Genomic DNA, 14697 nt, shown 5'->3' with positions numbered 1-14697 from the left:
AGGGCAGCCCTCCCGCACGGGATGCGCGCAGGCCGGATCCGTCCGGCCCAACGGGGCGCTCCCTCAGTTGAAGGCTTCCGCTTTCGCCTGTTCCCAGTTCTGCCGGTAGAATTCGTGATCGCACGTGCCATCGATCAGCGTGCCCGGCTTCACCAGATTGTGGATCTGCGAAAATTGCCGCACCTCGGATCGGCTGGTGCGGCGGACGAGGTGGCGCGGCCCCAGCTCGTCGGGATGGCTCAGCCCCGCCGCCGCCAGCATCTCGCCCAGCGCGTGCAGCGTATTGGCATGGAAGCGCGCGACGCGCTCGGCCTTGTCGGGCACCACCAGCGCGCGCTGGCGCAGCGGATCCTGCGTGGCGATGCCGGTGGGGCAATGGTTGGTGTTGCACGACAGGGACTGGATGCAGCCGATCGCGAACATGAAGCCGCGCGCCGCATTGGCCCAGTCCGCCCCGATCGCGAACAGGCTCGCCAGATCGAAGGCGCTGACGACCCGCCCCGCCACGCCGATCTTGATCCGATCGCGTATGCCGGCGCCGGTCAGCGTGTTGTGGACGAGCAGCAGGCCCTCGCGCATCGGCATGCCCATATGATCGCTGAACTCGACGGGCGCGGCCCCCGTGCCGCCCTCGGCCCCGTCGACGACGATGAAATCCACATAGATGCCCGTCGCCAGCATCGCCTTGACGACGCCCATGAATTCCCACGGATGGCCAAGGCAGAGCTTGAAGCCGATCGGCTTGCCGCCCGATAGCGCGCGCAGCTGCGCCACGAAGGCCATCATCTCCAGCGGCGTCGAGAAAGCGGTATGCGCCGATGGCGACACGCAATCCTGCCCCACCGGCACGCCGCGCGTCTCGGAGATTTCGGGCGTCACCTTGGCCGCCGGCAGTATGCCGCCATGGCCGGGCTTGGCCCCCTGGCTCAGCTTGATCTCGATCATCTTGACCTGATCGCTCGTCGCCTGCGCGGCGAAGCGATCGGGGCTGAAATTGCCATGTTCGTCGCGGCAGCCGAAATAGCCGCTGCCGATCTGCCAGACGATGTCGCCGCCATGTTCGCGATGATAGGGGCTGATGCTGCCCTCGCCCGTATCGTGGCTGAAGCCGCCGATCTTGGCGCCCTTGTTGAGCGCGCGGATCGCATTGGCGGAAAGCGCGCCGAAGCTCATCGCCGAAATGTTGAGCACGGATGCCGAATAGGGCCGGTCGCATTGCGGGCCGCCGATCGTGATGCGGAAGCTGGTGGCGTCGACATGTTTGGCCGGCTGCATCGAATGGCCGATCAGCTCATAACCGTCGCGATAGACGTCCAGCAGGGTGCCGAACGCATGTTCGCCTGCAATGCCCTTGGCGCGGCGATAGACGAGCGAGCGCTGCGAACGCGAGAAGGGCACCGCCTCCTCGTCCGCCTCCAGCAGATACTGGCGGATTTCGGGGCGGATCAGCTCCACCAGCCAGCGTATGTGGCCGATGATCGGATAATTGCGCAGCACCGAATGGCGCTCCTGCGCCAGATCGCGCAATCCCAGCAGCACGAAGCCGCTCGCCAGCAGGGCGGGAAGCGCGAACCAGTGTGAACGGGGGACAAGCGCCACCGAAACGAGCGCCACCGCCATGCAGATGAAGAAGGTCGCGAAGCGGCTGAGCGAAAATCTCAAATTCATGCCGTACCCCCGTGCCGCCCGAACCGATGCGACTCCCGATCGATACCAAGCACAACAGGCCCGCACCCACCAAGCGCAATGATCGCGGCGGCGCGAGCGGCAGTCCCGCCCCCGTCGCCCCGCCGCTGGACTTGGGCGATCGCCCCCTGCCCTTCGATCGTTACTGCGCCGTCCGTTTTCGGCGGAAAGCCGCCATCAATATTCGACGTAATAATCCTTGGCGAAATGTTCGCCGGCGAAGGCGCGCTTGCTGGTCCAGGGCTGGGGCGGGACGGTCCAGTAGGGATCGCTCGCGGGGAGGCCCAGCGCCAGCAGGCTCAGCGAGGCGAGATACATGCTGCCCGCATTCGAATACCAGTCGGCCAGGGTCGGCTGGTGGCCGGCGAAACCGATGGTGAGATAGCCCTGCTCATCGAAATTGGTGGGATGGGAGAAGACGGCGCGCTGCGCCGCCACGGTGGCGGCGCGCGCCTGCCCGGCGGGCAGCGCTTCCGGCAGCCACTGGCGCCAGGCGAGCAGGCCGATCGGCTGGAATACGGCGGTGCGATAGGTGAGCGATCGGCCGATCGGCGGATAGCTGCCGTCGGGCGCCACCATCCGCTCCAGCGAGGTGCCGTAGCGCTGCATGCGCTTCTTCGCCTGCTCCAGCAGCTCCTTGGCCTTCAGGCTGTTGAAATGGGCATTGGTGGCGACCAGCACCTCGAGGATCTCGATCATCATCGGATGGATCACGTAGGATCCGTAATAATCGAAATGGAAATGCGGCCCGTCCGCATACCAGCCATCGCCCACATACCATTCCAGCACCTTGCGCACGGCCAGATCGATGCGCACCGGATCCCATTCCTCACCGATCGAAAGCAGGAACGCCTCGTTCATCGCGGCGAAGAGCAGCCAGTTGGTGTAAGGCGGGGAGACGGAACGCAGGCCCTTTATCTCCTTCACGATGCGCGCCTTGGTCCTGGCGTCCAGCGGCTCCCACAGCGCCTTGGGCGCGCGGATCAGCGCGTTGGTGAAATAGGCGCTGTCGACGAGCTGCTGCTCCGCGATGCCGCCGAACAGATAGTCGCCGCTCGCCGGATCCACCGAATGGGCATAGCTCGCCAGCGCCTGCGTGCGCAGCGTGGCCCGCAGCCGGCTTTCCGCATCGCCCGTATCGGGCAGCGCGAGCCACGGCGCGAGGCCCGCGATCAGCCGCCCGAAACATTCGAGATACGCCACCTTCACCGGGCGGCCGTCCCAGGTGGGGCTCAGCTCCGGCTTGAAGCGCGCCTGAAGCTGCCCCTTGGACATCGGGCCCAGCACCGGCTCGGCCATGCGCCGCAGCAGATCGAGCATATAGGCGCGATCCTGCGCACCGCTGCCCAGGCCGCCTGCGGGAGCAGCGCTTCCCGCCCCCGCCTGCGCGGTCGCTTCCGTTCCCAGGCTGGTCGCCAGCGCGCCGGCGCCCAGCGCGGCCGCGATGAATTCACGTCGTTCCATGATGATCGTCCTGACTGGAGAAAGGGATCAGCCGCGCGGGGCCGGCGGGGCGGTGAAATCCACGGGCGCATCGGCGACATATTTGTCCCATGCGGCGCGCGTGCGGATGCCGGCATTGCCCTTGTCCCACACCGAGCCCGAATAATAGACGAAGGGCTTGCCCGGCTGGACGCGGAGCAGGACGAGATGATCGTCCGCATCCGCCTTCACATCCACGATCATCGCCGGATCCACCTTGATCGCGATGCCCATGCGGCCATGATCGCCCGTCTCGGGGCCCCACCAGCTGAGCCAGCCATGCGCCCTGTCCACGCTCAGCTCGCCATCCTTGTCCGCGATGGTGGTGCGCTTGCCGATGCCGATGCCGACGATCAGCTCGCCCGGCCTGTCGGACGAGAGCGTCGAGACGAGCCGCGTGAACTGCGTGCCGAGCGGCAGCGTGAAGCGCCGCGTCTCCCACACCTTGCGTTCCACATCCACCGGCCAGGGCGCGTAACGCACCTCGAAATCGGCGACGTCGGGGCCGTTCTTCAGGATGCGGTAGCTGCGGTAATTGCGCGACGACCAGAGCTTGTTGTCGAACCAGATGCCGAGGCCGCCCGCGCCGCGCGCGCTGCCCACATTATAGAAATCCATGCCCTCGCCATGATAGGCATGCTGGTCTCCGGTGCGCAGCTGCCGATCGGCGAAGGCCCAGGGCACATTCTTCCCCCACGCATCGATGCCCGATCCCGAAGGCGGCTCGGCCGCCTCCAGCGCCCGGCCGTAGATGCGATGCGCGGTGCGATCATTCTCCCACAGCAGATCATCATAGCGATAGGGCGCGAGCACCACCGACGCGCGCGGGCTGCGGTCCGCCGGCGGGGTCAGCGGCCTGGTGATGGCAGGCATCACCGGCTGATCCGCCTGCTGCGCGATCGCCGCACCGGCAAGCGTGAGGAGGGCAGAGGTGCTGAACAGCAATTGCTTCACGGGATGATCTCCGGGCTGGAGGTGGCGCTGGCCGGTCGTGCGGCCTCGGGCGTGGTGCCGGCCCCCTCGAAGGGCTTCAGGCGGAAGGCATAATGGAGCGGCCCCGAAGGCACGCGATATTGCGGAAGGGCACGCCCCCATTTCGTCCACTGGTCGTCACCGCCGACGCCCACCTGCGCGGCATCGATCAGCAGCGAAACCCGATCGTGGGGCACGATGTCGCTGCTCTTCGCCGTCCCCGGCGCGCGGCGCGCCAGATCCTCATAGGGAAAAGCCAGCGCGTTCATCGACAGGGGCGCCGCCCCTTCGACGCGCAGGCCGGGGGCACCCGGCCGGGTCAGCTCCATCCAGCGGACGTCCACCTTGTTGCCGGTTTCCTGTGGCCGCATGTAATCGTGATTCTGCTCCGCGATGCGGCCGCGCCACAGCGCGATCGGGGCACCCGTCTTGCGATCCGCATAGCTTTCATGCGGCCCACGCCCATACCATTCCAGCGTGTCGAACGCGAAGGGCATGCGATAGGACAGGCCCACGCGCAGCGGATCGGGCAGGTCGCTGCCCGTGGGCGTCATGTCGCCCTCCACCGCCAGAGATCCATCGCCGTTCATCACATAGCGCGTCACGAAACGCGCCACGCCCCCGCCAACTGCATGGCGCACCGTCACTTCGGCGCGGCCGTCATCCAGCCGGCGGGGCGTGATCGCCTCGACGGTGCGTACATCCGATGCCTGCTGCCAGATCGCATGCGTGCTGATCGTGCGGGTGCCGATATCATTGTCGGTGGCGGCGCGCGTGAAATTGGGCGCGCCGCCGCTGAGCAGGGTCTGCCCGCCGGCCGCATAATGATCGACAAGACCGGTCGCGCGATCGATCGTCAGTTCGGCGCCGCCGGCCGACAGGCTCACGCGCCCGCCCCGGTCCGTCAGCGTCACGCGGCCCGCCGGCAGCGGCGCGTCGGCCGGCTGCACCGTCCCCATCGCGAACTGCTCCCAGCCGATCACCTGCCCCGCCGCGACGGCGGGCGCGGTATCCGCCCTGGCGCGCGCGACGATCGTCAGCAGCAATTCCGATCCCGGCGCGCGCTTGATCGTCGGCAGGGCGAGCGCAACCGTCTCCTGCCCGCGCGCGGGCGTGGCCAAGGGGGGCAGATCGCCGCGCGCCACGATCACGCCGTCATTGGCGATCTGCCAGCTGAACGCATAGCGCGAGAGATCGACGAAATCGTTGCGGTTGATCACCCGCACCGTGCCGGCCTTCGCATCGAAATCGGCGAACTGCACCGGCGCATAGACCTTGCGCAGCTCGAACAATTGGGGGTTGGGCGTGCGATCCGATTGGGTGAGCCCGTCGCCAAATTCCAGCTCGCCGCCGGGGTTGGGGCCATATTCGCCGCCCATGCCCCAATAAGGCCGCCCATCGGCCGTCTTGCGGTACATGGATTGATCCACCCAATCCCAGACGAAACCGCCCTGCAATTTATCCGGATGGGCGTAGATGACGTCCCAGTAATCCTTCAGGTCGCCACCCGAATTGCCCATCATGTGCGCATATTCGCACTCGATCAGAGGCTGGCGGAAATTGAAGTTGGTCGCATAATCTTCCAGCTTGGCGGCGCTGTCATACATGGGCGCATAGATGTCGGCATAATCGTTGGGCCGGTGCTCGCGCTGATTGTCCCACGTGCCCCAGCCGAGATAGGAGATGAGCCGCCCCGGATCGCGCGCCCGCGCGGCGGCGGCGGCCTTCGCGAAATTGGGGCCGATGCCGGCCTCGTTGCCCAGCGACCAGAAGATCACCGAAGGGTGGTTCTTGTCGCGCTCCACCATGTTCATCACGCGGGAGACATGCGCGCCCTCCCAGGCCGGATCGAAGCCGATCTGATATTTTCCGCGCACCTCGGGATGGTTGTTCGACCATTCCATATAATGGTGGCTCTCGATATCGGCCTCATCCATCACATACAGGCCATAGCGATCGGCCAGCTCATAGAGGCGAGGATCGTTCGGATAGTGGGATGTGCGCAGAGCATTGATATTGTTCTGCTTCATCAGCTGGATATCGCGCTCCATCGATTCCAGCGACACGACATGGAAGGTTTCAGGGTCATGCTCGTGGCGATTGACGCCGCGGATCGTGACCGGCTTGCCGTTCACGGTGACGAGGCCGTTCCGGATCGCCACGTCGCGAAAACCGATCCGGCTCCAGGTGGATTGAAGGATATTGCCCTTCGCGTCGTACAGCTCCACCAGCAGCATGTAGAGATTGGGCGTTTCCGCCGACCAGGGCCGCACGTTCGGCAATGTGGCGGAAAGCGTGACGGCGCGCTCCTGGCCGCCCTTCACCGGCGCCGATGCCGTCAGCAGCTGCGTCCTGTCGTCCCTGTCGAGCAGCACGATCCGCGCCGTGGTGGCGGCGACGGAGGGCGTGACGGCAAGGTCCACCTTCAGCGCGCCGTCGCGATAGCCGTTTTCCAGCCCGGCATGGACGAAGAAGTCGCGGATGCGCGTCCTGGGCGCCGCCATCAGGAACACTTCGCGCTCGATACCGGAGACGCGCCAGAAATCCTGATCCTCGAGATAGGAGCCATCCGACCAGCGATAGACCTGGATCGCGATCGTGTTGCGCCCGGGATGCAGGAAGCGCGTCACATCGAATTCGGACGGCAGCTTGCTGTCCTCCGAATAGCCGACCTTCTGGCCGTTCACCCAAACATAATAAGCGGATCCCGCCGCGCCGATGTGCAGGATCACATCCTGCCCCGCCCAGCCCGCCGGGAGATCGACATCCCTGCGATAGGAGCCAACCGGATTGGTCGCATGCGGGATCAGCGGGCGGTTCGCCGGGAAAGGATAGGTGATGTTGAAATAGCGGGCCTGATCGTAGCCCTCGGCCTGCCAGTCGGACGGGACCTTGATCTCCTTCCAGCCCGACACGTCATAATCGGGCTTTTCAAAGCCCCGCGGCAGCGCATCGGCGCTGGGCGAGAAGGAGAAACGCCACATCCCCGTCAGCAGCAGGAAGCGATCGGATTTGGTGCGGTGGCCGGCGATCGCCTTGGCGCGGCTTTCGAATGGAAAGCCGGTGGCGCGCGCGGGCTCCTTGCCGATCGCGTAGATGGCCGGATTTTCCCAGTCCGGGCGGCTCGCATCCACCTGTGGCTGGATCGGCGGCGCCGGATCCGGCACGGCCGCCACGGCGCGCATGGCATACAAGCCGGCAAGGCTCGCGAGGAGGGGGCGGAATGATTTCTGCACGGCTTCGGGCCTCTCGCTCTCCGTGACGCCGTCCGGAGGATCGACCGGTGCGCTCTTCGATGTTAGGCTCTGGCTACATCCGTCGAATTGGTATTACAAGTGAGCCGATGACCGTTCGATGATGATGGTGGGCGGTAGAACGGGAGACGGATGTGGCGGGAAGTGCAGGCTCATTATCGGATAGCCTGTTCCGCAAGCTGGAAGGCCGGATCGTCTCGGGCGAGATGGCGCCGGGATCGCGCTTTCCGACCCAGAAGGAACTGGCCGAAACCGAGAAGGTAAGCCGCACCGTGGTGCGCGAGGCCGTCGCGCGGCTCGCCTCGCAGGGGCTCACCACCTCTCGTCAGGGATCGGGCGTGTTCGTTGCCGAAACCGCGCGCTACCGCGCCTTCCAGGTCACGCGTGACGAGCTGGGCGAGCTGGCGGACGTCATCAAGCTGCTGGAAATGCGCCTTGCCGTGGAAACGGAGATGGCGTCGCTCGCCGCCGCCCGCCGCACCACGGCCAATATCGGCGAGATACGCGATGCGCTGAACCATATGGAGGAAGTGGGCGACGATCCGGCGGCCGCCGCGCGCGCCGACAGCGCCTTCCATCTCGCCATCGCCCGGGCCACGCAGAATGATTATTTCGTGCGGCTGATCGATTTCCTCGGCGTGCGGCTGGTGCCGCCGCGCAACCTCTATCTGCGCGACCAGTCCGACGAGGCGCATGCCAGCTATGCCGCCAAGGTGCGCGGGGAGCATGATGCACTGCTCGATGCGATCGTGCGCATGGATTCGGCCAAGGCGCGCGAGGCGGCGCGCCATCACATGCAGGAAAGCCTGAGCCGCCACAGCCAGCTGAGCGAGACGGCGCGCCTGCGCGGGAAATGAGCGACGGTCAATGCGGGCGTCTGCCGCTCGCATTGACCGTCGCCGCAGACTTGTACTACAACATTGGGAAACGCGGCCCAAGTCCGCGTGAGGAGAGCCTGTGGCTGCAGCGTTTCACGATGGGCGGACAAGATGCGCGACGGGAATGCGCCCATGACGCCCCCGCCCCATTCCGAAGCCGCCATCGCCGGCGCCACCGGGCGCGCGAGCCGCTATCGCTGGGCGATCTGCGCGCTGCTCTTCGCCGCCACCGCGATCAACTATGTCGATCGCCAGATGATCGGCGTGCTGAAGCCGGTGCTCCAGGCCGATCTCGGCTGGAAGGAAAGCCAGTATGCGGACATCGTCTTCTGGTTCCAGGCGGCCTATGCGATCGGCTTCCTGTTCATGGGCCGCTTCATGGACGCGATCGGCGCACGCTTCGGCTATGCGATCGCCTTCGGCTTCTGGACGCTTGCGCACATCGCCCACGGCTTCGTCCGCGGCGTCACCGGCTTCGCCTTCGCGCGTTTCGCGCTGGGGCTGGGCGAATCCGGCAATTTCCCGGCGGGCCTGAAAACCGTCGCGGACTGGTTTCCCCAGCGCGAGCGCGCGCTGGCGGTGGGCATATTCAATGCGGGCGCGAATGTGGGCGCCATCGTCACGCCCCTGCTCGTGCCCGCGATCACGCTCGCTTATGGCTGGCGCGCGGCCTTCATCATCACCGGCCTGTTCAGCGTGATCTGGATCGTCGTGTGGCTCGTCCTGTTCCGGTCGCCGGCCGAGCATCCGAAGGTGAATGCCGAGGAGCTGGCGCTGATCCAGAGCGATCCCGTCCAGCCGGCCGGCCGCATGGCCTGGGGCAGGCTGTTCACCCGGCGCGAAACCTGGGCCTATGCCGCCCCCAAGTTCCTCACCGATCCCATCTGGTGGATGTTCCTGTTCTGGCTGCCGGATTTCCTCGGCAAGCGTTATGGCCTCGATCTCAAGAGCTTCGGGCCGCCGCTCGTCGTGATCTATCTGATGTCGGATGGCGGCAGCGTGATCGGCGGATGGGCCTCGTCGCGGATGATGAAGGCCGGCATCTCGGTCAATCGCGCGCGCAAGCTCACGATGCTGGGCTGCGCGATCGCGATCCTCCCCGTCATCTTCGTCCAGAATGTCAGCTCGCTGTGGCTCGCCGTCATCCTGCTCGGCATCGCCACCGCCGGCCACCAGGCCTTTTCGGCCAATCTGCTCACGCTTCCCTCCGATCTGTTCCCGCGCTCCGCCGTGGGCTCGGTCGTCGGCATCGGCGGCACGGCAGGCGCGATCGGCGGCATGCTGATCGCGAAGTTCATCGGTTACGTGCTCGATATCTCGGACAGCTATGCGCCCATCTTCGCGGTGGCCGGCGGTTCCTATTTCCTCGGGCTCGTCGCGCTTCACCTGCTCAGTCCGCGCCTGGAGCGGGCCTCCTTCGACACACCAGCCTCCTAGGATCCATCATGATCGCACGCACCCTGGCCCTGCTGCTGGCCGCAGCCACACCGGCCGCCGCCATCGCGGCGCAGCCGGCGCACGGGGCCGCCGCGCAGCAGGCGCCGCTCACGCTCGCCACCAAACTGGCCGAGTGGCAGCTCGCCCGGCTCGACGATGCCGGCCACGTCTCCCGCGTCACCACCGAGACGCGCAATCCGCGCGCGTGGGAACAGGCCGTCTTCTGGGTGGGCATGACGGCGCTGGCCGATGCCGGCGGCCCGCCGGAGATCGCGAAGGCGGTGCAGGCGATGGGCAAGGCCAATGAATGGCTGCCCGCGCGCCGCCCCTATCATGCCGACGATCTCGTCATCACCCAATCCTATCTGTGGGCGGCGAAGCATGGCGCGGGGGCGGAGGCGATCGCCCCCGCCCGCAAGGCCTTCGATTTCATCCTCGCCAATCCCGCTCATGTGTCGCTGGCCTTCTACCAACCGCCCGAAGGCTATGATCACACCGAATGCCTGAAGCGCTGGTGCTGGTGCGATGCTTTGTTCATGGCGCCGCCCGCCATGCTGGAACTGAGCAACCAGACGGGCGACAATCGCTATCGCCAGTTCGCGCTCAAGGAATTCTGGGCGACGACCGATTTCCTGTTCGATCCGGCCGAGCATCTTTATTATCGCGACAGCCGCTTCTTCGTGATGCGTGACGAGGCGAAGCGGAAGCTTTTCTGGGCGCGCGGCAATGGCTGGGTGTTCGCGGCGCTGCCCCGCATGATCCCGCTGCTGCCGCAGGGCAGCGCCGACCGCCAGCGGCTGGAAGCCCTGTTCGTCGAGATGGCGGCGCGGCTGAAGACGCTGCAGAAGGCGGACGGCTATTGGGCGCCCTCGCTGCTGGCGATGGAGGGTTCGCCGCCGGAATCGAGCGGCACCGGCTTCTACACCTATGGCATGGCCTGGGGCGTCAGGGCCGGCCTGCTCGACAGGGCCGGCTATGAGCCCGTCGCCCGCAAGGGCTGGGCCGCTCTTGTGAAGAGCATCCAGCCCGATGGCCGCCTCGGCTGGGTGCAGCAGGTAAGCGACCAGCCCGAAAAAGTGCTGCCAGGCGACACCCAATATTATGGCGTCGGCGCCTTTCTGCTCGCCGCCACGGCGATCGACGCGCTCGATCGCGCCCCTGCGGCCAGCCCCCTCGCCGCCCGCTGAATCCCGGAGCCTGTTCCTTGTTCGAAAAGACCTATTACGCCACCCACCCGGATATGATGGCCGGCGCCTCCAATCAGGATCTGCGCGACCGCTATCTGGTGGGCGACATCTTCCGCGCGGGCGAGATCGTGCTGACCTATTCGCATGGCGAGCGCTTCATCATCGGCGGCGCCGTGCCGGGCGCCACCCCGCTCCCGTTGCCGCGCCACACGGAGCCGGAGAGCGCCCTGGGCCATCCCCTGCTGGAGCGACGGGAACTGGGCATCGTCAATATCGGCGGCCCCGGCAGCGTCATGCTCGATGGAGAGACGTTCACGCTCGACAAATATGAATCGCTCTACGTGCCGATGGGCACGGAGGACGTGATCTTCGCGGGCGAGGGCGCGCGCTTCTATCTGTTGAGCGTGCCCGCCCATCGCGCCTTCCCGCGCAAGAAGATGACGCTGGCGGATGCCGCGACGATGCAGCGCGGCAGCCTCGAAACCTCCAACGAGCGCGACATCTACCAGCTCGTCCTTCCGCACACCTGCTCCAGCGCGTCGCTGTGCCTGGGCATGACGCTGCTGAAGCCCGGCTCGGTCTGGAACACGATGCCGCCTCACGTCCACGAGCGGCGCAGCGAGATCTATCTCTATTTCGATCTCGAGGAAGGCGACCGCATCTTCCATTATATGGGCCAGCCCGATGCGCTGCGGCATATCGTGATGGAAAACGAGCAGGTCGTGATCTCGCCGCCCTGGTCGGTCCACATGGGATCGGGCACGCGCGCTTATTCCTTCATCTGGGCGATGGCGGGCGAGAATCTGGATTATGAGGATATGGACGTGAAGGACGTCTGCCAGCTGCGCTGAGCGGCCTGCCCGGCTCCCGCCCCTGCCACATGCGATCCTCTCGGCACGCGGCGGCGATGCCGGGGCCGGTGGTCTTGGATCGCGGCATTCCCGATGTCATCGGCTATCTGCGGTCTGCCGGTCGCCGACGCCACCCGGCGCGCGGCCGAGCGCTGTCGCTACGCCGCACGGATAGACATCGCGCCGCGCCGGCCGGCCATATTCGCGCGGGATGCCGGGCGGAAACAGTCTCCGGCCGAGGCCGAGGCAAACTGTCGCGCGATGGCGGATGTCTATGGCAAGCTCGGCTACGAGCTTGTCCCGCTGCCCCTCGCCCCGATCGCGGACCGCATGGCGTTCCTCCTCTCGCATATTTCGCAGCGGCCTCGGGGCCGGCCCGGAAAACCAAAAGGCCGGGCGCATCGCTGCGTCCGGCCAGTGGATCGGCAGGTGCTGGCGCACCTGTCGGGGTGAGGATCGGCTGCGGGCCGGGGCGGGAAAGAGCCGCGCCCTCCCCGCCGATCGACCTCAGAACTTGTAGGAGGCGCGCAGGCCGCCGTAGCGATTATAGTCGCGCGCCAGATAGCCCAGCGTCGCCAGCTGGTTGGCATGGTTGCCCGTATCGTTGTTCATGTTCGAGAAGTAATGCTTGTCGAACAGGTTGTTGACGAACAGCACGACTTCCCACTTGCGATCCGGCGCACGCACGCCGGCCGACAGGTTGGCGATGCCATAGCCCGACTGATAGGTCTGGGGATCCTGGTTGATCGAGAAATTGATCCCGCTCTGATAGCTGTAGCTCGCCTGCAGCACGCCATCCAGCGTGGGCGTCAGGCTCGGCGTATATTCGCCGCTCACGGAAGCCTTCCATTTGGGCGCCTGCGGCGGGCGATAGCCGGCGAGGTTCTGGCGCGCCGGTGTGCCGGTGCAACCCTGCGCGACGGTCTGGTTGGGATAGCATTGGGCGCCGGGGAATTCGGTGATCTTGGCATCGTTATAGGTCACGCCGCCAGAGAAATTGAGGTCGGTGGCGGCACGAAAGCTGCCCTCGATCTCGACGCCCTTGGTGCGCAGCCGGCCGACATTGGCGAGACGGAAATTGGTCGTCCCGTCGGACAGGGTCTCGATGCCCTGCGCCTGGAAGTTCTTGAACTTCGTGTCGAACAGCGTGACGTTGAAGGTCACGCGGCGATCGAAGAACTGCGTCTTCAGGCCGATCTGCCAGTCCTTCGAACGCTCCGGCTGCACCGGGCCCGAATTCTGGCGGACGAGGTTGAAGCCCGTGCCGATATCATAGGCCTGCCCCTTATAGCCGGTGGCATAGGTCACGAAGCCCATGATGTCGGGCGTGAACTTCTGCTGCACGCCGGCCTTGTAGGTTTCGTAGCTGGCGCTGTCGTTGCCGGCGAAGGTCGGCACGCCCGCGGCCGCATAATCGGTGAAGCGATAGTCGATCTTGTTCTTGCCGGCGCGCGCGCCGCCGATCAGCGTGGTGTTCACGAACAGATCATATTCCAGCTGGCCGAACGCCGCATATTGGCGGGTGCCGTTGGTGGCATACCAGTTGGCGATCGAGAAATAGGGCCCGCGCTGGAAGACGCGGCTCAGCTCCAGATCCGAATAATAGAGGCCGAGCGTGTAGCGGAAGCGGTTCTTGCCCGGCGCCACGAGCCGGAATTCCTGGCTCCAGCTATGCGTGCGGAACGTGCCGAACTGGCGATTGTCGAGTGCGGCGACCGGCGATTCATCCTGATCGAGAATGTCGAACTGGCGGAACTTGTCATAGCCAGTGATCGACATCAGGCTGGCGAAGCCCAGATCCAGCGAGGCGCGCAGCGAGGCCGAATAATCGCTGTAATCCGTGCCCGAATTGATGTTGTTGGTAACCTTGGTGTTGTCCTCGGTCGCGACGATGCCAGGCGCGAACACCGACGGATCATAAGCGGCCACGCCACGCAGGCGGGCGGCAGCCCCGAGCCGGATGAACGGGCGACCGATCGTCGTCGTGCCGTCGATATAGCCGCCGGAAAGCGTGAGGTTCAGCGTCGAGGTGGGATCCCAGACGACCTTGCCCTTGATCGAAAGCGTGCGGAAACCATTCACCCGGTCGCCGGTCGTCAGGTTGCGGACATTGCCCTCGAACTTGTCGTAATTGGCGTTCAGGCGGAAGCCGGCCGTTTCGCCGATCGGGCCGGAAATCGCGCCGTTGACGGCATATTCGCGATCGGTGGTGACGACGCCGCCGATGCGGCCGGTGAAATCCGCAGTCGGATTCTGCGTGATGATGTTGATGAGGCCGGCCGAGGCGGCCCGGCCATAAAGCGTGCTCTGCGGGCCGCGCAGCACCTCGACACGCTCGATATCGCTCAGATCGGCGAAGGCGCGGGCCAGGAACTGCACGGGCACGTCATCGATCTGCACGGCGACCGAAGGCTCCACCGAAGGCGAGAAGGCGAAGGTGCCGATGCCGCGGATCGAGATGGAATTATTCACCGGCTGCTCGGAGGGGCGGATCAGCAGCGACGGGGTTGCCTTCGTGAGATCGGCGAACTGGCGGACGCCCTGCGCGGTCAGCGCCTCGCCCCCCAGCACCTGCACGGCCACCGGCACGTCCTGGATGCGCTGGGCGCGCTTCTGCGCGGTCACGACGATTTCGCCGGCGGCGGTAGGATCGGGCTGGGCGGAAGCGGCGGCGGGCTGCGGGGCGGCATCCTGCGCGAAGGCGGCGCTGCCGATCGAGGCCATACCCGCGAGGATCAGGCACCGGGCCATGGCGGTATTATTCGAAAGACGCATGCTCTTCCCTCCCCTTTGATACGCCGACTCTGTCATCGGCTTGATGCCGCCCTCTAGATCGGACTGGAGAGGCGTTCAAGTGTTGTATGACAAATTTTGTGCCGAATCGCGACAAATTGCCGGCTCGGGCCGGGGGAGGCGGAAATTGAAATGCCAAATCTGGCCGATTGTGGCG

At 65.9% G+C, this 14697-nt stretch carries 10 protein-coding genes; 4 read left to right on the top strand and 6 right to left on the bottom strand.

What is annotated here, in order from left to right:
* Positions 1 to 63: 63 nt before the first annotated feature.
* The 4 genes from DI605_RS14195 to DI605_RS14180 all read right to left on the bottom strand — a co-directional run bounded on the left by DI605_RS14195 (position 64) and on the right by DI605_RS14180 (position 7325).
* Positions 64 to 1668, bottom strand: a complete 1605-nt coding sequence (locus DI605_RS14195; protein WP_293975126.1) for an FMN-binding glutamate synthase family protein — start codon at positions 1666 to 1668, stop codon at positions 64 to 66.
* Between the two features lie 195 nt (positions 1669 to 1863).
* The gene (locus tag DI605_RS14190; protein WP_293975120.1) at positions 1864 to 3150 is read right to left on the bottom strand and encodes a DUF2264 domain-containing protein; all 1287 of its coding nucleotides are present in this window, start codon (positions 3148 to 3150) and stop codon (positions 1864 to 1866) included.
* 27 nt (positions 3151 to 3177) lie between these two features.
* Complete coding sequence (locus DI605_RS14185; RefSeq protein WP_293975117.1) at positions 3178 to 4122, bottom strand: DUF4861 family protein; 945 nt, start codon at positions 4120 to 4122, stop codon at positions 3178 to 3180.
* Entirely contained in the window at positions 4119 to 7325 is a 3207-nt protein-coding gene (locus DI605_RS14180) for a glycoside hydrolase family 2 TIM barrel-domain containing protein (RefSeq protein WP_293975327.1), read from the bottom strand. The genes DI605_RS14185 and DI605_RS14180 overlap by 4 nt, the downstream gene beginning before the upstream one ends.
* A 203-nt stretch (positions 7326 to 7528) precedes the next feature.
* Here DI605_RS14180 and DI605_RS14175 point away from each other — a divergent pair, with 203 nt between their 5' ends.
* From DI605_RS14175 to kduI, 4 genes are all read left to right on the top strand, one after another.
* Positions 7529 to 8251 (top strand): FadR/GntR family transcriptional regulator, encoded by a 723-nt coding sequence (locus DI605_RS14175; protein WP_293975115.1) that lies wholly within the window; start codon positions 7529 to 7531, stop codon positions 8249 to 8251.
* Positions 8252 to 8404: 153 nt separating this feature from the next.
* Entirely contained in the window at positions 8405 to 9709 is a 1305-nt protein-coding gene (locus tag DI605_RS14170) for an MFS transporter (RefSeq protein ID WP_293975112.1), read from the top strand.
* Positions 9710 to 9717: 8 nt separating this feature from the next.
* The gene (locus tag DI605_RS14165; RefSeq protein ID WP_293975109.1) at positions 9718 to 10896 is read left to right on the top strand and encodes a glycoside hydrolase family 88 protein; all 1179 of its coding nucleotides are present in this window, start codon (positions 9718 to 9720) and stop codon (positions 10894 to 10896) included.
* A 17-nt stretch (positions 10897 to 10913) separates the two neighbouring features.
* On the top strand, positions 10914 to 11747 hold the full coding sequence (gene kduI, locus DI605_RS14160; RefSeq protein ID WP_293975106.1) for a 5-dehydro-4-deoxy-D-glucuronate isomerase: 834 nt from the start codon (positions 10914 to 10916) through the stop codon (positions 11745 to 11747).
* A gap of 96 nt (positions 11748 to 11843) precedes the next feature.
* On the opposite strand, the gene DI605_RS14155 is transcribed toward kduI, so the two are convergent.
* Positions 11844 to 12098, bottom strand: a complete 255-nt coding sequence (locus DI605_RS14155) for a hypothetical protein (RefSeq protein WP_293975103.1) — start codon at positions 12096 to 12098, stop codon at positions 11844 to 11846.
* 156 nt (positions 12099 to 12254) lie between these two features.
* Positions 12255 to 14522 (bottom strand): TonB-dependent receptor, encoded by a 2268-nt coding sequence (locus DI605_RS14150; protein ID WP_293975100.1) that lies wholly within the window; start codon positions 14520 to 14522, stop codon positions 12255 to 12257.
* Positions 14523 to 14697 lie beyond the last annotated feature (175 nt).

It is taken from the genome of Sphingomonas sp. (assembly GCF_003248515.1).
Taxonomy (GTDB): domain Bacteria; phylum Pseudomonadota; class Alphaproteobacteria; order Sphingomonadales; family Sphingomonadaceae; genus Sphingomonas_I.
Note: the sequence above shows the minus strand (reverse complement) of the source record. Positions and strands in the feature narration are given on the sequence as shown.